Source organism: Rhodococcus wratislaviensis (assembly GCF_900455735.1).
GTDB lineage: Bacteria > Actinomycetota > Actinomycetes > Mycobacteriales > Mycobacteriaceae > Rhodococcus_F > Rhodococcus_F wratislaviensis.
This window is the reverse complement of record NZ_UAUI01000003.1, coordinates 90,613-109,522: the sequence shown is the minus strand read 5'-3', so window position 1 is coordinate 109,522 and position 18,910 is coordinate 90,613. Positions and strand designations below refer to the sequence as shown.

Below are 18,910 nucleotides of genomic sequence, written 5' to 3'. Positions count from 1 at the left end.
GTCAGTACTGATCGGCTGAGCAGACACGGTGAGGGAGGACCATCTGTGACGGAGAAGGAAGCCCCGGCGCCGTCCGGGAGCACAGTCACGAAACCGGACCGCGGGCATCTCATCGGGGTGGGTGCGATGTGGGTGGCCAAATGGTCGCTGGTCCTCGTGGCCATCTCGCTGGGTGCCTTGTTGTTCGGGTGGATCATCGAAAAGCTGTGGGTGATCGTCCTCCCCGTGCTCCTGGCCGTCGTGGTGTGCACGGTGCTGTGGCCGCCGACGCGGGCGATGACGAGGCGGCGCATCCCACCGGCGGCGGCCGCCGCGACGTCCCTCGTCGTGTTCATCGCCGTCGTGGCCGGAATCATCGCGGGCATCGTGCCGTCCGTCGTGAGCCAGGCCCCCGAGCTGGCCAACAAGGCCACCCAGGGCATCAACCAGGTGCAGGACTGGTTGAAGGGTCCGCCGATCAACCTGCAGGACGATCAGATCGACCAGGGCATCCACACCATCATCGTGAAGGTCCAGGAGAGTGGAACGGTCATCGCATCCGGTGTGTTCACCGGGGTCAGCACCGCCAGCTCCCTGCTGATCACGCTCGGCCTCGTGCTGGTGCTGTCGTTCTTCTTCATCAAGGACGGTCCGCGGTTCATCCCGTGGCTGCACTCCGTCAGCGGCGGCCGCGCCGGCCGTCACCTCGAAGTGGTGCTGGGACGCATGTGGGACACGCTCGGCGGGTTCATCAGGACGCAGGCACTGGTCAGCCTCATCGACGCCGTCTTCATCGGCGCCGGACTGCTGATTCTCGGTGTGCCTCTGGCACCGGTCCTCGCGATCCTGACGTTCATCGGTGGCTTCATCCCGATCGTCGGTGCGTTCGTCGCCGGCGCTCTCGCTGTGCTCGTCGCGTTGGTGGCCAACGGTCTCACCACCGCGGTGATCGTGCTGATCATCATCCTCGTGGTGCAGCAGATCGAGGGCAACGTGCTCCAGCCCGTTCTCCAGAGCAAGAGCATGAAACTGCACGCCGTCGTGGTTCTGCTGGCCGTCACCGCCGGTGGCTCCGTGTTCGGGATCGTCGGCGCCTTCCTCGCGGTGCCCGCCGCCGCCGTCGCCGCCGTGGTGGTGCGCTACATCGGTGAGCAGATCGACGAGCACAGCGCCGAAAGCAACATCGCCGACGCCGTCGCCGCGAACGAAGACCTCGACGACGCCGAACGGGAGGGCGTCACCGTCGATCAGGCCGCCGTCGCACCCAAGGCGGACTGAGCGGCGGTCAGCCGGCGACGACCTCCACGGTGGAGCCGGTGCGTCCGCGAATCACGTGCAGCCGGCTCGGGATTCGCTGACGCATCTCGTCGACGTGACTGACGATCCCGACCACCCGGCCGCCGTCACGAAGCTCGTCGAGCACACCCATCACCGAGTCGAGGGTGTCCGCGTCGAGGGTGCCGAATCCCTCGTCGATGAACATCGTGTCGAGGACGACGCCTCCCGACTCCGCCGCAACCACGTCGGCGAGACCGAGCGCCAGCGACAGCGACGCCAGGAACGACTCACCGCCGGACAGGGTCTTGGCCGAACGCACCACCCCGGTGTAGTCGTCGCGGATGTCCAGCCCCAGACCACCGCGGCGGCCCCGCGGACCGGCCTCGTCGCTGTGGACGAACTCGTAACGTCCCGCCGACATCCGGCCGAGCCGCGCGGATGCCGAGACCGCCACCTCTTCCAGCCGGGCCGCCAGCACATACGACCGCAGCGACATCTTCCTGGCGTTCTGGCCACGGCCCGCGATCACCTCGGCGAGCGCCGCCAGCTCCTCGTGCGCGGCCTGCATCGGCGCAATCGCCTCGGCGGCCTTGTCGAGCTGACCGACGAACCGTTCCAAATCGAGCAGGCGGCGCTCCGCGTCGGATGCGGCCGCGACGGCGACGTTCACCACCTCCGCGGCCACGTCGTGCGCGTGCTGGACGGACGCCAATTCCACGGGCTCCGCCTCGGCGACGGCAACGACCTCGGGGTCGTCGAGCACGCTGCGCGCCCCGACCTCGGCGTCCCGCGCCGCGGCGAGGACGGCCTCGATCTCACCCTGGCGGGCGGCCGTCCGGACCGCGGTCACGGCGTCGGCAGTGCCGTCGAATCCGGCGTCCCCGGCGAGTGTTTCGGCCTTGGCCACGAGTTCACGGGCCACCGACTCGGCTGCGGCACCGGCGTCCCGCGCGTCGAGCAGCTCGGATGCGGATTCGGAAAGGGCGTCTAGTCGCGCGCGACGAGCCTCCACGCTCGGGTCGTCGCCTGCGGCCTCGCTCACCCGGGCCCGGATCTCCCCGAGCTGCGTCGTACTCGCCGCAATCCTCTCGGCGACGGTGGCGGCGTCGACGCCCACGTCCCGCAACCGTTCCTGCAGGTGAGCCTCGCGGTCCCGCAGTTCGGTGAGTGTTGCGGACCGGCGCTCGACCTCACCGCCCAGCGCGGTCGCCTCCCCGACCGCCGTCTCCGCGGCGGTGAGGGCCTGCGCGAGTTCGTCCGCGTCACCGTCGCCGCCGCGCTGGACGAGCACGTCTATCGCGCGCTCCACCGCGCCCAGCTTCTCGGTCGCGGTCGTCAGCGCTGCCGCGGCCTTCTGCTCCGCGTCGAGGGCCTTGTCCTCGTCGGCTTTCGTGACCGACAGCTCGGACGGTTCGGCGGGCTGCGGGTGCTCGGGTGAACCACACACCTGGCACGGGACACCGTCCTCGAGCGTGCCCGCCAGTTCGGCGGCCATGCCCGCGATCCGGCGTTGCAGCAGGTCGAGCCAGTGCTCCCGCGCGTCCTGATGCTTTCGCCGGGCATCGAGCACGCCGCGGTCGAGTCGATCCCGTTCGGTGCGGCGGGTGCGGAGATCCGCCGCCGCCGAGGCAGCGTCGGCTGCCCGGTCCCGGGCATCGACGAGGGCGGGCAGTGCGGCGCGGGCCTTGTGCGCCGAGTCGAGGGCATTCTCCGCTTCCCGCAGAGCGAGAGGCAATTGTTCCCGCTCCCGGGACAGAGCGTCACCCGCCTCGGCGAGTTCGACCTGCCGGGCGCGCAGCCGCTCCACTTCGACGGCGAGCCGGTCGGCGGCGACGGATTCGGTGAGTGCCCCGTCGAGGCGCACGATCTCGTCACGCCAGGCACGGATACTCGACCGGATGTGGTCCCGTTCGTCAGCGGTCGGAGGCCAGGTCAACTCCGCCACGAGATCGGCGCCGCCCACCGTCGAACGCAGACCGCCCGTGATCGCCTCGACGTTCCGCGCGGCGGCCGCGGCCTTGGCGCGGGCGGCGTCGGCGTCGCGCGCCACGGTCGCGACCGGTTCGGCCCGGCGCGCATCCGCCAGTTCGGCGGCGAGGACCGCCCGCTGCTCGGCACCCGCGGCGTGGGCGTCGAGTTCCGTCTCGGCTCGTTGCCGGCGGGTCTGCAGTTCGAGGACGCGGCGCGCCTCCGTGAGCGCGTCACGAGCCACCTTCGCCTGACTCTTGGCTTTCTGCAGGTCGTCGGCGGCCAGGTCGCGGGTTTCGCGCGCCTCGTCCTCGAGCTTGTGGGCCCAGGTCACCGGATCGGCGTCGGCGCCGCCTTCGATGCCCGCAGCCGTCGCGACCCTCGCCAGCAGAACGTCGATGGCCCGTTGATGCTCGTCCAGGTCATGGGCGCTGGCGCGCCTGCGGTCGAGGAACCACTCCTCCACCGTCCCGAATCGGGTGGTGTCGAACAGCCTCTCCAAGAGCTGACCGCGTTCCTCGGTGTCGGCGCGCAGAAACTTCGCGAACTCGCCCTGCGGCAGCAGGACCACCTGAAAGAACTGGTCGGCGCTCATGCCCATCAGCCGCCCGACCTCGTCGGCGATGTCGGGGATCCGTGACAGGTTTTCGCCGCGGCCGTCCAGCCAGGTCAGTGTGGCCTTCGCGTTCTCCTTGATGGTGCCCGACCCACGGCGCTTGGGGCGCTCGAACTCCGGGCTGCGGACGAGTCGCAGATGCCGGCCCGCGATCGTCGCCTCGAGCGTCACCGTCGGAACCGAACCGGCGGGCGCGTGGTCGGACAGGAGGCGTTTGCCGTCCTTCCGCGCCCCGGGCACCGTGCCGTACAGCGCAAACGCCACCGCGTCGAGGACCGTCGTCTTACCGGCTCCGGTGTGACCGTGCAGCAGAAAGAGCCCGTCCGCGCCGAGCCGATCGAAGTCGACTTCCACCGATCCTGCGAACGGCCCGAAGGCTTCGACCTCGAGTCGATGCAGCCTCATGCCGTCTGTTCCAGCGCGACGACCTCGGCGGTGTCCTCGCCGGCCCGGTCGGCGAAGCCGAGTGCAGCTTCCACCAGCCGGATCTCGCCGGTCGACGGTTCGCTGCGCACGTCGGTGATGAAGCTGCGCGTGATCTGCAGATCGCTGCGACCGTGCACCTTGTCGCGGTAGCGCAGATCGTCGCTGCCGTCGGGGCGTTGCCACTCGAGGTGAACGGCGAACGGGAATCGCGTCTGAAGTGAGCGCATGGCGTCGACCGGACGTTCCGTGTCGGTGAGCACCGCCGACACGTAGCAGTCCTCGGCGTCGCGGAAACTGTCGTCCTCGAGCAACTCCTGCACCGTCCCCGTCAGTTGCCGGAGACCGCGGACCACCGGTAAGTCGACCCGGTCGACGGCACGCAGTCCGTCGGCGTCGAGATCCACCAGGTAGACCGCCTTGCTGTGGGTGCGCTCACCGAACGAGTACGGCAGCGGCGAGCCCGAGTACCGGATGTTCTCGGCGAGAGTCTGCGGCGAGTGGAGGTGGCCGAGCGCGACGTAGTCGACCCCGCCGAACGCCGAGGCCGACACCGTCTCGACGCCACCGACGGAGATGGATCTCTCCGACCCGGTCGCCTCGGCGCCCACGACGAACGCGTGGGCCAGCACAACGGACCTGGTGCGCGGACCGGTGTCGTTCCGCGCGTCGAGGTCGGTGCGGACACGGTCCATCGCTGCGTCGAGGATCTCGGCGTGCGACCGAGCGGTCGGTACGTCCAGTTGCGCACGGGTGATCTCGGGCTCGAGATAGGGGATGCCGTAGAACGCGACGGGACCGTGCTCGTCCTCGAGCACGACAGGCGAGCCGATCCCGGCGACCGTCGTCATGAGGTGCAGCCCGCCGGCACGGGAGAACGCGGCACCCGCCCCGAGCCGCGCGGCGGAGTCGTGGTTGCCGGACGTGGCGACGATGACCGCGCCTGCGTTCCGGATGGCTTCGAATCCGCGGTTGCACACGGTGACGGCGTCCGCGCTGGGGATCGACCGGTCGTAGACGTCTCCGGGAACGACGACGACGTCCACGCCGTGATCGGCGACGAGGGCGGCGATCGCCTCGAGCACATCGGCCTGGTCGGTGAGCAGGTCCACCCCGTGGAACGTGCGTCCGATGTGCCAGTCAGAAGTGTGCAGGATCCTCATGTCCCGAGACCGTAGAGCACCGTGCCGACAACCTCGAACACCTCGGCCGCGTGGCGTCCGAGCGATTCGACGTGTCGCTGGGGCGGTGCCCCACATGTCGCTGGGGCGGTGCCCCACATGTTCGCTGGGGCGGTGCCCCACATGTCGGTGGGTCGGTGCACCATGAGCCACATGAATGCACTCGCTGCACTCGGAATGCTTCTGGCGCTGGCCGCGGGCACCGCCCTCGGGTGGCTGCTGCACGCGGCGCGGAGTGGCGATCGGGCGGCGCGAGCGGAGGCACAGCTCGCCGCGCTGCGCGAGAACGAGGCCCTGCTGCGGCAGTCGCTCGGCGCGGTCAGCGAGGATTCCGCGCGCCGCCACTCGGGTGCGATCGGCGAGCAGATCTCGCGACTTGTCGGACCGCTACACGAGGCCGTGGGCGCCCTGGCGGATCAGGTGGACCACGTCGAACGCAACCGGGTTCACGCATACGCCGGGCTCAGTGAGCAGGTCGAGGGCATGCACCGCACGTCACAGATGCTGTCCACGCAGACGAACAGGCTCGTCACGGCGCTGCGGGCGCCGCAGATCCGGGGCCGGTGGGGCGAAATCCAGCTCGAGCGGGTGGTCGAACTGGCCGGGATGGTCCGGCACTGCGACTTCGACACCCAGGTGTCGAAGGAGGGTGTCCGTCCGGATCTGCTCGTGTACCTCGCGGGCGGCAAGCAGATCGTGGTCGACGCCAAGGTCCCGTTCGCGGCGTACCTGGACGCCGCGCAGACCGAAGATCCGGCGGCCCGCGAACAGTACCTCTCCCGGCACGCCCGGCAGCTGCGCACGCACGTCGACCAGTTGGCCGACAAGACGTACTGGGAGTCGTTCGACCCGACGCCGGAGTTCGTGGTGCTGTTCGTGCCCGGTGATCCGTTCCTGGACGCGGCGCTGACCGCCGACTCCGGACTGCTCGAGCACGCGTTCTCGCGGAACGTGATCCTCGCCACCCCCACCACCCTCATCGCGTTGCTGCGGACCATCGCGCACACCTGGCGTCAGGAGGCGCTGTCTCAGGACGCCGCGAAGATCCACCAGCTCGGCCGGGAGCTGTATTCGCGGCTCGGCACGGTCGGCGCGCACCTCGACCGGCTCGGCTCACAACTCGGCAAGGCGGTCGACTCGTTCAATCTCACCGTCGCGTCGATGGAGTCCCGGGTCACAGTCACCGCCCGCAAGCTTCACGACCTCGACGTGTTCGACGGCGACGTCACCGAGGTCAGCGCCGTCGATTCGTGGCCGCGACGCACAAATCTCGAGGATCTCTCAGGCTCTACCGGTCACGCCAACGAGGCTAGTTAACAAGTTGCCGCTACTGTCGTTGTGTGTCTGCAACCCAACGTGCTCGCTCTGGGGTGCCGCTCGACAGGCGGTCGATTGTCCCTACGGTCCCCGGTCTCCCCTGGTGGGGTGTCATTCTCCTGGCCGTCGGAGTCACCTTTGTCGGATTCGCTGTCGATGCGGCTCGTGGCACCGAACTCACGGCTGCGTTCTCCACGTTCTATTTCCTCGGCTGTGTCCTCGCAGTGGCCGCTGCCGGCAATCGGGCGCTGTTCACCGCGATCGTCCAGCCACCGCTGATCCTGTTCGTCGCGGTGCCGCTCGGACAGAGCCTGATCGCGGAGGAGAACAGCACCGCACTGAAAGACCTGGCGATCAACGTCGCGTATCCGCTGGTCAACCGATTTCCGGTGATGCTCGCCGCCACCGTGGTGACCCTGCTGATCGGCGGACTCCGCCTCTTCCTGCTGCAGCAACGCAAGACCGGTCCCGCCCGCACGTCCGAGCGCCGACGCGCGCAGCGGACGCCACGCGCCGCCCGCCCTCGGCGCGCAGCCGAGGGGTCGGAGGAGACTCCACCGCCGCGTCGGGCGCGTGAGAAGGACAGTGCACGGGCGCGTGACAGGGACGCTGCACGGGATCACCCTCGCTCGGTGCGTCGGGCTGCCACCCCACCGCCGCGCCGCTCGTCCTCGTCGGGCGGACGCACCACGCCCCCACCACCGATGGTCGACCGGGCGGCGCAGGCACCCCGCTCGGCACCTCCACGCACCACTCAGGCGCCGCGTTCGGTCCCCCCGCGGACGACGCCGCGACCCCGGCCCAACCCCGACGTGCCTGCCCACCCCATTCCGCAGGTGCGCTACCGCGACCGGTACGAGCCGCCGTTCGAGACGGAGCAGCCCCGCTAGAGCAGGGTCAGCGCCGGTAGCGGTCCGATCAGTGCCGCGCGGCGCGAAGCTCGCGCGGCAGTGCGAAGACCAGCGTCTCGTTGGCCGTGGTGACCGGCTGGACGTCGTGGAATCCGTGCTCGTCGAGCAGATCGATCACACCGCGCACCAAAATCTCCGGCACCGACGCTCCGGAGGTGATCCCGACCGTCCGGACCCCGTCGAGCCAGGCCGGATCGACTTCGCGTGCGTAATCGACCAGGTACGACGCCTTCGCGCCCGCATTCAGTGCGACCTCGACGAGTCGAACGGAGTTCGAGGAATTGCGGGATCCGACGACGATGACGAGGTCGCATTCGGGCGCCATCGCCTTGACCGCGACCTGACGGTTCTGGGTGGCGTAGCAGATGTCGTCGCTCGGCGGGTCCTGCAGATTCGGGAAACGCTCCCGCAGCCGGGCGACCGTCTGCATCGTCTCGTCGACGCTCAACGTGGTCTGCGACAACCAGATGACCTTCGATTCGTCGCGGACCGTCACGGCGTCGACGGAGTCGGGTCCGTCGACCAGCTGCACGTGATCGGGCGCCTCGCCGGCTGTGCCCTCCACTTCCTCGTGGCCCTCGTGGCCGATCAGGAGGATGTCGAAGTCGTCGCGGGCGAAGCGCTTGGCTTCCTGGTGGACCTTCGTGACCAGCGGGCACGTGGCGTCGATGGTGCGCAGGTTGCGCGCCGCGGCCGATTCGTGGACCGCGGGAGACACGCCGTGGGCGGAGAACACCAGCAGCGCACCCTCCGGAACCTCGTCGGTCTCGTCGACGAAGACGACACCCTGATCGGTGAGCGTCTCGACGACGTGCCGGTTGTGGACGATCTCCTTGCGCACGTAGATCGGGGCGCCGTGCTTCTCGAGCGCCTTCTCCACCGTCTCGACGGCGCGGTCCACGCCGGCGCAGTAGCCGCGGGGCTCCGCGAGCAGTACGCGCTTCTCGCCGTCGGCGCGCGACGCTCCCGAATCTGCAGAACGTGTGATACCCACATTGAGTGGAACAGCCGAAGACATGGTTCCAGACTACGGGTCACCCCGGACGGACGACACTTTCGCGGGGCCTCGGCCGGGTAGTGTGCGCATCGTCGCACCGAAGTCGTCGACGCTGTGGGCACGTCGGCTACCCAAACATGCCGTTGTCAGGCAGGCTGTGGGAATGATTCGTCCCCCGTTCGTGGCGCGTGTCGCCGCTGGAATCGCCGTGACGGCCGTCGAAGAGGCCAGGAGACTGCCGACCACCGCGGCGACCCTGCCCATGACCGCGGTCAGTCAGGTACTGCAGACCACGATGCGTGTTCAGCAGTCCATGACGGCGCTGGCCATCAAGGGCGACCAGGCTTTCGCACTGATCCACTGGACCCACGACGACGAGCAGCCGGCCTGGGCCGTCTTCGACGAGGACACCGACCCGGCGCCCGGCGCCGACGGCGCGACCGACGAGCGGCCCGCCGGACCGGGCCGGTTCGCCCTGTACTCGCTGAGTCCGCAGGACGAGAGCGCTCCCGAGAAGGTCTCGACTCCGAAGGCTGCTCCCGTGGCCGCAACCAACGGCGCCGCCCCCGCGAAGCCCGCGGGCAAGAAGGCCGCGACCTCCGCGCCGACGGTTGCCGAACCCGAGATCGCCGTCGTGCTCGACTACGGCACGCTGACGCTCGCCCAGCTGCGGGCGCGCCTGCGCAGCCTGTCCGTCGAGGACCTCACGACGCTGCTGGACTACGAGAACGCGACCCTGGCACGCGCGCCGTTCCAGACCATGCTGACCAACCGCATCACCTCCGCCAAGGCCAAGTGACCTCCGCACAGCCCCGCGCAGCCAGTACCGGACCCAGCACCGCCGAGCAGCCCTGGCCGGTCCGCACCGTGTCGGCCAAGGTCGCACAGTGGATCGACCGGCTCGGGAGTGTCTGGGTCGAGGGACAGATCACCCAGATCAACGCGCGTCCGGGAACCCGGACCGCGTTTCTGGTGCTGCGGGATCCGTCCGTCGACATGTCGTTGTCGGTGACCTGCTCCCCGCAGCTGCTGCAGAACTCCCCCGTCCCGCTCACCGAGGGCAGCCGGGTGGTGATGTTCGGCAAGTTGTCGTTCTACACCGGACGAGGTTCGGTCTCGCTGCGCGTGACGGAGATCCGCGCGATCGGGATCGGTGAACTCCTCGCCCGGATCGAGCGGTTGCGCGCGCTGCTGGCCGCGGAGGGCTTGTTCGACCCCCGGCTGAAGCGTCCGCTGCCGTTCCTGCCCGGCACCATCGGCCTGATCACCGGCCGCGCCAGCGCCGCCGAGCACGACGTCCTCAGCGTGGCGCAGCGCCGCTGGCCCGCCGTGCGCTTCGAGGTGCGCAACACCCCGGTGCAGGGCGCGACCGCCGTTCCGCAGATCCTCGACGCGTTGAAGGAACTGGACGCCGACCCGCACGTCGACGTGATCATCCTCGCGCGCGGCGGCGGCAGTGTGGAGGATCTGCTGCCGTTCTCCGACGAGACGCTGTGCCGCGCGATCGTCGCCTGCCGAACTCCGGTGGTCAGCGCCATCGGCCACGAACCGGACAGTCCGCTCAGCGATCACGTCGCCGACCTGCGCGCCGCGACACCGACGGACGCCGCCAAGCGGGTCGTACCGGATGCCGTCGCCGAGCAGGCACTCGTCGGCGAACTGCGGTCGCGGAGCGCCGCTGCGCTGCGCAACTGGGTGCAGCGCGAGTCGCACCTGATCTCCCAGCTGCGGAGCCGGCCGGTGCTCGCCGACCCACTGCGCGCACTCGACCACCGGTCGGACGAGGTCGAGCGACTGCGGGAGGCCGGGCGACGCGACGTCAGCCGGGCGATCGCCGCGGAGAGCACCACGATCGAGCACCTGCGTGCACGGCTGACGACCCTCGGGCCGGCCGCGACCCTCGCCCGCGGCTACTCCGTGGTTCAGCGGATCGTGTCCGACGGCGATCCCGAGGTACTGCGTTCGGTCGACGACGCCCCACCGGGAACCCAGATTCGCGTTCGAGTCGCCGACGGCGCAATCCGTGCCGCGGTGATGGGAAAGGACAAGTAGGACATGAGCAATCCCACCGGAAACGACACCGACATCGCCGAGCTCGGCTACGAGGCGGCGCGCGACGAACTCGTCGACGTGGTCAAGGTGCTCGAACAGGGCGGCCTCGACCTCGACGCGTCACTCGCACTGTGGGAGCGGGGCGAAGCCCTGGCCAAACGCTGCGAGGAGCACCTCGCCGGGGCGCGCAAGCGCGTCGAGACGGCGCTCGCCCACGCCGAGGACGAGGGCTGACACTCCCCCGGTCGTCAGGCGGCGAGGATCGGGGCGTCGGCCGCGGCGGTGGTGAGCTGCTCGAAGGCCTCGGGTGACGCGCTGCCCGTCACGAGGAGCCGGACGTCGCCGAAGTCGGAGACCCAGATCGGCTCGACACCCTCCCCGCCGTACACGATCCAGCTGTGACCTGCGACGTCCTCGGTTCCCGTCGCGGTACGCGGACCACCCGCGACGAACGGCACCAGCACCGTCTCGGCGGCATTGCTCTGCGTCAGCTGGATGTAGCGGCCGGCTTCGGTGATGAATCCGACGGTGCTCGAATCGCCGCCGCCGTCGCCGCTGACGATGCTGCGGCTGCCCGAGTTGGGCGTCCAGCCCTCCGGCGTCTCCGGTTTGCGTACCGGGAACGGAAGGTCCTGCGCGTCGTACTTCAGCGCCGCGTCGACGTCGAAGCTGGGGATCGGGCCACTGGTGGGCCCGCCCGGGCTGAACGTGCACTGGCTGGCGATACCCGCGATCAGTACGCAGAACAGGACAAGGGGTACGAGCGACCACACCATGTCGCGGTTGTTGTGCAGGATGCGGGGTTTATCAGATGCCACGCCCACCAGTATCCAGGGTCGGTCCCGGAACAACGATTCTCGGTCCCGTGATTCGCGCCCCAGCAGCGCACGTCACACTTCTTTCTGGGAGAATCAGCAGCGAGATCCACCCGACACTCGGCGGCCGACGGCCACCGACACAGCGTCGACGTACAACGTCGACCGTGACTGCACCAGGAGGCACTGCCCATGACGGCTAGCACCACTTCGAGTCGCCGCGAGGCCCCGGACCGAAATCTTGCTCTGGAATTGGTCCGAGTCACCGAGGCTGGTGCGATGGCTGCCGGTCGCTGGGTCGGCCGCGGCGACAAGGAGGGTGGCGACGGCGCCGCCGTCGACGCCATGCGCCAGCTCGTGAGCTCGGTCTCGATGCGCGGCGTCGTGGTCATCGGCGAGGGCGAGAAGGACGAAGCCCCGATGCTGTTCAACGGCGAAGAGGTCGGCAACGGCGACGGACCCGACTGCGACTTCGCCGTCGATCCGGTCGACGGCACCACTCTGATGTCCAAGGGCATGCCGAACGCCATCTCCGTCCTCGCGGTCGCCGAGCGCGGCGCAATGTTCGACCCGTCCGCCGTGTTCTACATGGAGAAGATCGCCGTCGGCCCCGACGCCGCCGATGTCATCGACATCACAGCGCCCGTCGCCGAGAACATCAAGCGCGTCGCGAAGGTCCGCAAGGCGTCCCCCTCCGACGTGACGGTCTGCATCCTCGACCGTCCCCGGCACGCCCGGCTGATCGAAGAGGTCCGGGACACCGGCGCCCGGATCCGTCTCATCTCCGACGGCGACGTCGCGGGTGCGATCGCCGCCGCGCGTCCGGAGTCGGGCACCGACATCCTGCTCGGCACCGGTGGCACGCCCGAGGGCATCATCGCCGCCGCGGCCATGCGCTGTATGGGTGGATCGTTGCAGGGCCGGCTGGCCCCGACCGACGACGCCGAGCGCCAGAAGGCCATCGACGCAGGCCACGACCTGGACCGCGTGCTCACCACCGAAGATCTCGTGTCCGGTGAGAACGTCTTCTTCTGCGCCACCGGTGTCACGGACGGCGACCTGCTCCGCGGTGTCCGCTACTACGGTGGCGGCGCCTCGACCCAGTCGATCGTGATGCGGTCGAAGTCGGGCACCGTCCGCATGATCGACGCGTACCACCGTCTCGAGAAGCTGCGCGAGTACTCGTCCGTGGACTTCACGGGCGAGGACGGCGCCGTGCCGCCGACGTTCTAGGCAGCTCCGCTGCCCGTGCGCCTTTCCGGTAGCTCCGGCTACCGGAAAGGCGTACGGGGAGCGCCCCCACGACGCGCTCAGAAGTGGCATGTTTGACGCATGACCGAGAGCAACGAGCAGCAGTACCGGATCGAACACGACACCATGGGCGAGGTGCGGGTGCCCGTGGATGCCCTGTGGCGCGCGCAAACTCAGCGCGCCGTCGAGAACTTCCCGATCAGCGGTCGAGGTCTCGAGCGCACCCAGATACGCGCAATGGGTCTATTGAAGGCGGCCTGTGCGCAGGTCAACAAGGACCTCGGCCTCCTCGACGCCGAGAAGGCGGACGCCATCATCGCCGCGGCGGGCGAGATCGCCGAGGGCAAGCACGACGATCAGTTCCCCATCGACGTCTTCCAGACGGGCTCGGGCACCAGTTCCAACATGAACGCCAACGAGGTGATCGCATCGATCGCCGCGGCGAACGGTGTGGTCGTCCATCCCAATGACGACGTCAACATGTCGCAGTCGTCCAACGACACCTTTCCCACCGCGACGCACGTCGCGGCGACCGAGTCCGCGGTGAAAGACCTCCTCCCCGCCCTCGACCATCTGCGCCTGGCGCTGCTCGACAAGTCCACCGAGTGGAAGCACGTCGTGAAGTCGGGCCGCACCCACCTCATGGACGCCGTCCCGGTGACCCTCGGCCAGGAGTTCGGCGGTTACGCCCGCCAGATGGAGGCGGGGATGGAGCGGGTCGTCGCCTGCCTGCCCCGGCTCGGTGAGCTGCCCATCGGCGGCACCGCGGTCGGAACGGGACTCAACGCCCCCGACGGATTCGGCCCGAAGGTCGTCGCCGAACTGGTCAAGGCGACGGGCGTCGACGCCCTCACACCGGCGAAGAACAGTTTCGAGGCGCAGGCGGCGCGGGACGGCCTGGTGGAGGCGTCCGGTGCGCTGCGCACGATCGCGGTGTCCCTGACCAAGATCGCCAACGACATCCGCTGGATGGGGTCGGGGCCGCTCACCGGTCTCGGCGAGATCCGCCTCCCCGACCTGCAGCCCGGCAGTTCGATCATGCCCGGCAAGGTCAATCCGGTGTTGCCGGAGGCCGCCACCCAGGTCGCCGCTCAGGTGGTCGGTAACGATGCCGCGGTCGCCTGGGGCGGTGCCGCGGGCGCATTCGAGCTCAACGTCTACATCCCGATGATGGCGCGGAACCTGCTCGAATCGTTGACGTTGCTGGCCAACGTCTCGCGGTTGTTCGCCGACCGGTGCGTCGTGGGGCTCGTCGCGAACACCGAGCACCTCAAGACCCTCGCGGAGTCGTCGCCGTCCATCGTGACGCCGCTGAACTCCGCGATCGGATACGAGGAGGCCGCGGCCGTCGCCAAGCAGGCGCTGAAGGAGAAGAAGACCATCCGCGAGACCGTCGTCGACCGTGGTCTGATCGGCGACAAGCTGAGCGAGGAAGAACTCGACAAGCGTCTCGACGTGCTGGCGATGGCGAAGGTGAAGGACTGACCCTGCCGACGGAGAGGGCCCGCACTCGCCGGAGTGCGGGCCCTCTCGCGCAGAAGTCCTACAGCAGCGCGGACAGCTCGTCGCGGGCCTTCTCGCCCTCCGGGCCGAGATCGGCGCGCCCGGCGATGTTCCACGAGCGGAGCAGCGGGGCGAAGACCTTCTCCCCCTGCTGGGCGGGGTCGTAGATGCCGGCCTCGGCGAGCACCGCGGTGCTGTCGGTTCCGCCGGGCAGTGCCACGCTCGGCACGTCGAACGCGGCGATCCGCGACGCGATGGCCCGCATCGTCTGATCGGGTACCAACTCGAACGCGGCCTCGACGATGTTCCGGTAGAACAACGACTGCAGTTCGTCGTCCGTGGCCAGCCGCTCGGCGATCACGGCCACCAGCGCGTCCTCGCCGAGCGCTGCCGTGTTGTGATGACGCACTGCCGCGGCCTTTTCCTCGAACGCGGAGTTCGCGAGCATCTCGAGCAGGTGCATCGGCGGCATCGCGTACCCGCGGACCATCTCGTCCATCCGGGCGCGCTCGAGGGCGACGGGATCGACGGCGCGCGTCACCATCAGGTAGTTCCGCAGCACGATGGAGTGCCGATTCTCCTCCGCGGTCCAGCGACCCACCCAGCGCCACCACGGGCCCACCAGGGCGAGGTGCTTGGCGATCTCCCGGTGGTACGCGGGGACGTTGTCCGCCACCAGCACACCCACGGTCAGCGCGAGCGCCTCGACGTCGCTCAGCGTCGACTGATCTGCCGACCAATCCGTTCCACCCATGAACGCAAAGTTCTTGCCCTGGTCCCAGGGAACCAGATCGTGCGGCTGCCAGCCGTCCGCCTCGGCGATGTGACGTGTGAGGTTTTCGTCCACCACCGGGGCCAGCTCACTGAGCAGCTGCGAGTCATTCTTTTCAATCGGCATCCGCACACCGTAGCGTCCGCGACCCGGCGCCGGGTCGACCACCGGTGAATTCGACGGGAACAACGCCGGCGTTGTGACGAAAACGGCCAGGTCATGGACTTGCAGTCGTTAGGCTGGCAGTGTTCCCCGGGCCCGAGCAGAGGATCACCAATGCGCAGACATCGGAACCTGACGATCCTCCTGTCGGCTCTCGCGCTCGGCGGGTCACTCGTGACGGGTTGCGGCTCCGACACGGACGACTCCGGGTCCGCCGCGACGTCCGGCGGAACCCCCACCTCGGAGTCTTCCCAGCCGCCGAACCCGGGCACGGTCGCGGGCGTCGACATCCCGGACGGTCAGATCGACGACGCCGTGGGCCGTCTCGACGACCTCGCGAACGAGTTGATGGAGAGTTCCGGACTTCCGGGTATGGCGGTCGCCGTCGTCCACGGTGGGCAGACCGTCTACGCGAAGGGGTTCGGGGTGCGCGAGGCGGGCACCGATCAGAAAGTGGACGCCGACACCGTGTTTCAGCTGGCGTCGATGTCGAAGCCGGTGGGGTCCACGGTGGTGGCCCATCAGGTCGATGCCGGCGCGATCGGCTGGGACACTCCCGTGGTCTCGAAGTTGCCCGGTTTCGCGCTCGCCGACCCGTGGGTCACCGAGCACGTCACGGTGGGTGATCTGTACTCGCACCGGTCGGGGTTGCCCGATCATGCCGGCGATCTGCTCGAGGACCTGGGGTACAACCAGCAGCAGGTGCTCGACAAGCTCCGGCTCGAACCGCTGAACCCGTTCCGGATCACCTACGAGTACACCAACTTCGGCCTCACCGCGGCGGCGGAGGCTGTCGCGGCGGCGTCCGGGACGGACTGGGCGACACTGTCCGAGCAGACGATCTACCAGCCGCTGGGGATGTCGTCCACGAGTTCTCGATTCGCCGACTATCAGGCCCGCAGCGACCGGGCAGTCGCGCATCAACTCGTCGACGGCAAGTACGTCGCCGATGCGGTGCGCGACCCCGACGCCCAGTCCCCCGCAGGCGGAGTGAGCTCGTCCGTCAACGACATGGGCAAATGGCTGGCGATGCTGCTGGCCGACGGAACGTTCGAGGGCAAGGAGATCGTGTCCCCCGAAGCGCTGCTCCCCGCGGTCAGTCCTCAGATGGTGTCCAGCCCACCGCGGTCGATGGACAGCCGGCCGGGGTCGTACGGGTACGGGTTCAACGTCTCGACCACCCCAGCAGGGCGGGTCTCCCTCAGCCACTCCGGCGGGTTCCAGCTCGGGGTGGCGACGAACTTCGTCGCGATACCGTCCGCCGACGTCGCCATCGTCGCCCTGACCAACGGGTCGCCCATCGGCATCCCCGAGTCCCTCACCGCCGAGTTCGCCGACCTCGTGCAGTTCGGGGAGATCCGCGAGGACTGGAGGTCACTGTACCGGCAGGCCATCGCGCCGATGGACGAGCCCGAGGGCAGTCTCGTCGGCCAGACTGCCCCCGCGAACCCGGCACCGCCGCAACCCCTCCCGACCTACGCGGGCACCTACGGCAACCCGTATTGGGGCCCCGCCGTCGTCACCGAGAGCAACGGCGCGCTGACGCTCCAACTCGGGCCCGCCGGGCAGACCTTCCCACTCACCCACTGGGACGGCGACACCTTCACCTTCACACCCCGCGGTGAGAACGCCCCGCCCGGAACCATCTCGAAGGCCACGTTCGCCGGCAACAACGTCACACTCGAGTACTACGACACGGAAGGTCGCGGGACATTCGCCCGCTGAGCCGACACATCGACGGGAAGAAGACCATGAGCACGAACTCGCACGCACCCACGGGAACCGCTCGAACCGACACGGCAGATGTCCAGGTGGTCCGGGCATTCCTGGATGCACTCGTCGCCGGCGACCCGGACGCCGCGCAGCAGTATCTGCACCAGGACATCGTGTGGCACAACGTGTCCCTGCCCAAGATCCGCGGGCTCGGCGCCGTCATGCGGATTCTCCGCGGAATGAGCCGCCCCGGTGTCGGATTCGACGTGCGTCTGCACCACATCGCCGGCGACGGAACGGCCGTGCTGACCGAACGCACGGACGTCCTGATCTACAAGCGGCTGCGCAGCGAATTCTGGGTGTGCGGCACGTTCGAGATGAAGGACGGCAAGATCGCCGTCTGGCGCGACTACTTCAGCAGCCGGGACTTCCTGTGGGGCACGCTCAAAGGGATCGTGCGCGCCTTCTGACGTTTCCGCCCGATGCCGCACGGACCGTGCGACATCGGGCGGAACACGCTGCGGGGCAGGCGCCTACGGCGTCGGCCCGAACTCCTCCAGCATCTCCGTCACGAGCGCCGCGATCGGCGAACGCTCACTGCGCGTCAACGTGATGTGCGCGAACAGCGGATGCCCCTTGAGCTTCTCGATCACCGCGGCCACACCGTCGTGACGTCCGACCCTCAGGTTGTCGCGCTGCGCGACGTCGTGGGTGAGGATCACCCGGGAGCCGGTGCCGAGGCGGGAGAGCACCGTGAGCAGCACGTTGCGTTCCAGCGACTGCGCCTCGTCCACGATCACGAACGAATCGTGCAGTGACCGTCCGCGAATATGCGTGAGTGGCAACACTTCCAGCATGCCGCGGCTGATCACCTCGTCCATCACCTCGGTGCTGGCGAGGCCGTCGAGAGTGTCGAAGACCGCCTGGGCCCACGGGCCCATCTTCTCGCTCTCACTACCCGGCAGGTAGCCGAGTTCCTGCCCGCCCACCGCGTAGAGCGGCCGGAAGACAACGACTTTCCGCTGGGTGCGACGCTCGAGCACCGCCTCCAGCCCCGCCGTCAACGCGAGCGCCGACTTGCCGGTGCCCGCCTTGCCGCCCAGCGACACGATGCCGACACTGTCGTCCAGCAGGATGTCCAGGGCGATCCGCTGCTCGGCCGAACGTCCGTGCAGACCGAAGGCCTCACGCTCCCCCCGCACCAACTGCACCCGCTTCTCGGCGTTCACGCGGCCCAGCGCGCTCGACGAACCGCCCAGCAGCCGAATGCCCGTGTGGCACGGAAGCTCCCGGGCCTCCTCCAGGTCGACGACACCCTCGGAGAACAGTTCGTCGATCGACGAGGACGCCACGTCCAGTTCGGTCATACCCGTCCAACCCGACGGAACGACGTCGTGGGCGTGGTATTCGTCGGCGGGAAGTCCCACCGCACCAGCCTTCACCCGCAGCGGGATGTCCTTGCTGACCAGGACGACGTCGCCACCCTCGGCCTCCAGATTCAGTGCGCAGGCCAGAATCCTCGAATCGTTACTGTCCGTGCGGAATCCGACCGGGAGAACCGACGGGTCGGTGTGGTTCAGCTCGACCTGCAGGGTGCCGCCCTCGGTGCCGATCGGCACGGGCTGGTCGAGACGACCGTATTCCAGACGGAGGTCGTCGAGCATGCGCAGCGATTCTCTTGCGAACCATCCCAACTCGTGGTGGTGCCGCTTCCCTTCGAGCTCGCTGATCACGACGAGGGGAAGCACCACACGGTGCTCGGCGAACCTGGTGACGGCCCAGGGATCGGACAGCAGTACGGAGGTGTCGAGTACGAACGTACGAACTGCAGAATCCGACGATTTCCTGGGGGCGGCGGACGAACGTCCGACGCGGGCTGAGACGGAGCGTGAAGCAGTCACGTTGGCTCCTAGGTCTGCGTGGCACCCACGCAAACTCGGTTCGCTGGACCGGTCCGTCCCTGGTGTGTCAC

General features: G+C 68.9%; 16 protein-coding genes. 10 read left to right on the top strand and 6 right to left on the bottom strand.

Annotation, left to right across the window (positions count from 1 at the left end):
* Positions 1–45 precede the first annotated feature (45 nt).
* A complete protein-coding gene (locus DTA22_RS07825; RefSeq protein ID WP_037231535.1) occupies positions 46–1,257 on the top strand; it encodes an AI-2E family transporter in 1,212 nt (403 codons plus the stop codon).
* Positions 1,258–1,264: 7 nt separating this feature from the next.
* Here the strand turns inward: DTA22_RS07825 and DTA22_RS07820 are convergent, their stop codons facing one another.
* Positions 1,265–4,246, bottom strand: a complete 2,982-nt coding sequence (locus DTA22_RS07820; RefSeq protein ID WP_112299100.1) for an AAA family ATPase — start codon at positions 4,244–4,246, stop codon at positions 1,265–1,267.
* Entirely contained in the window at positions 4,243–5,427 is a 1,185-nt protein-coding gene (locus DTA22_RS07815; protein ID WP_112299099.1) for an exonuclease SbcCD subunit D, read from the bottom strand. The genes DTA22_RS07820 and DTA22_RS07815 overlap by 4 nt, the downstream gene beginning before the upstream one ends.
* 171 nt (positions 5,428–5,598) lie before the next feature.
* Between DTA22_RS07815 and DTA22_RS07810 the strand changes: the two genes are divergently transcribed.
* Entirely contained in the window at positions 5,599–6,762 is a 1,164-nt protein-coding gene (locus tag DTA22_RS07810; RefSeq protein ID WP_112299098.1) for a DNA recombination protein RmuC, read from the top strand.
* A gap of 23 nt (positions 6,763–6,785) precedes the next feature.
* A complete protein-coding gene (locus DTA22_RS07805; RefSeq protein WP_174233769.1) occupies positions 6,786–7,652 on the top strand; it encodes a DUF6542 domain-containing protein in 867 nt (288 codons plus the stop codon).
* Between the two features lie 28 nt (positions 7,653–7,680).
* Here DTA22_RS07805 and DTA22_RS07800 read toward each other — a convergent pair whose 3' ends face one another.
* Positions 7,681–8,691, bottom strand: a complete 1,011-nt coding sequence (locus tag DTA22_RS07800; RefSeq protein ID WP_037231523.1) for a 4-hydroxy-3-methylbut-2-enyl diphosphate reductase — start codon at positions 8,689–8,691, stop codon at positions 7,681–7,683.
* A 142-nt stretch (positions 8,692–8,833) separates the two neighbouring features.
* Between DTA22_RS07800 and DTA22_RS07795 the strand changes: the two genes are divergently transcribed.
* The 3 genes from DTA22_RS07795 to DTA22_RS07785 are packed head-to-tail and all read left to right on the top strand — an operon-like array spanning position 8,834 to position 10,956.
* Positions 8,834–9,469: a lipid droplet-associated protein gene (locus DTA22_RS07795; RefSeq protein WP_037231692.1), complete on the top strand. Its 636-nt coding sequence runs from the start codon at positions 8,834–8,836 to the stop codon at positions 9,467–9,469.
* Positions 9,466–10,722, top strand: a complete 1,257-nt coding sequence (xseA, locus tag DTA22_RS07790) for an exodeoxyribonuclease VII large subunit (protein ID WP_112299096.1) — start codon at positions 9,466–9,468, stop codon at positions 10,720–10,722. The genes DTA22_RS07795 and xseA overlap by 4 nt, the downstream gene beginning before the upstream one ends.
* Before the next feature lie 3 nt (positions 10,723–10,725).
* Positions 10,726–10,956: an exodeoxyribonuclease VII small subunit gene (locus tag DTA22_RS07785; protein WP_015889667.1), complete on the top strand. Its 231-nt coding sequence runs from the start codon at positions 10,726–10,728 to the stop codon at positions 10,954–10,956.
* 14 nt (positions 10,957–10,970) lie between these two features.
* On the opposite strand, the gene DTA22_RS07780 is transcribed toward DTA22_RS07785, so the two are convergent.
* Entirely contained in the window at positions 10,971–11,540 is a 570-nt protein-coding gene (locus DTA22_RS07780) for a DUF4245 domain-containing protein (RefSeq protein ID WP_037231519.1), read from the bottom strand.
* Between the two features lie 189 nt (positions 11,541–11,729).
* On the opposite strand from DTA22_RS07780, the gene glpX reads away from it, so the two are divergent.
* Positions 11,730–12,770, top strand: a complete 1,041-nt coding sequence (gene glpX / locus DTA22_RS07775) for a class II fructose-bisphosphatase (protein WP_037231517.1) — start codon at positions 11,730–11,732, stop codon at positions 12,768–12,770.
* A 99-nt stretch (positions 12,771–12,869) separates the two neighbouring features.
* Positions 12,870–14,273: a class II fumarate hydratase gene (locus DTA22_RS07770; protein ID WP_037231515.1), complete on the top strand. Its 1,404-nt coding sequence runs from the start codon at positions 12,870–12,872 to the stop codon at positions 14,271–14,273.
* Positions 14,274–14,331: 58 nt separating this feature from the next.
* On the opposite strand, the gene DTA22_RS07765 is transcribed toward DTA22_RS07770, so the two are convergent.
* Complete coding sequence (locus DTA22_RS07765) at positions 14,332–15,189, bottom strand: acyl-ACP desaturase (protein ID WP_112299149.1); 858 nt, start codon at positions 15,187–15,189, stop codon at positions 14,332–14,334.
* Positions 15,190–15,339: 150 nt separating this feature from the next.
* Here DTA22_RS07765 and DTA22_RS07760 point away from each other — a divergent pair, with 150 nt between their 5' ends.
* Together DTA22_RS07760 and DTA22_RS07755 are read left to right on the top strand one after the other, a co-directional pair.
* Entirely contained in the window at positions 15,340–16,950 is a 1,611-nt protein-coding gene (locus tag DTA22_RS07760; RefSeq protein ID WP_112299095.1) for a serine hydrolase, read from the top strand.
* 26 nt (positions 16,951–16,976) lie between these two features.
* The gene (locus DTA22_RS07755; protein ID WP_011597956.1) at positions 16,977–17,408 is read left to right on the top strand and encodes a limonene-1,2-epoxide hydrolase family protein; all 432 of its coding nucleotides are present in this window, start codon (positions 16,977–16,979) and stop codon (positions 17,406–17,408) included.
* 63 nt (positions 17,409–17,471) lie between these two features.
* On the opposite strand, the gene DTA22_RS07750 is transcribed toward DTA22_RS07755, so the two are convergent.
* Positions 17,472–18,839: a PhoH family protein gene (locus DTA22_RS07750; RefSeq protein ID WP_037231509.1), complete on the bottom strand. Its 1,368-nt coding sequence runs from the start codon at positions 18,837–18,839 to the stop codon at positions 17,472–17,474.
* Positions 18,840–18,910: the final 71 nt, after the last annotated feature.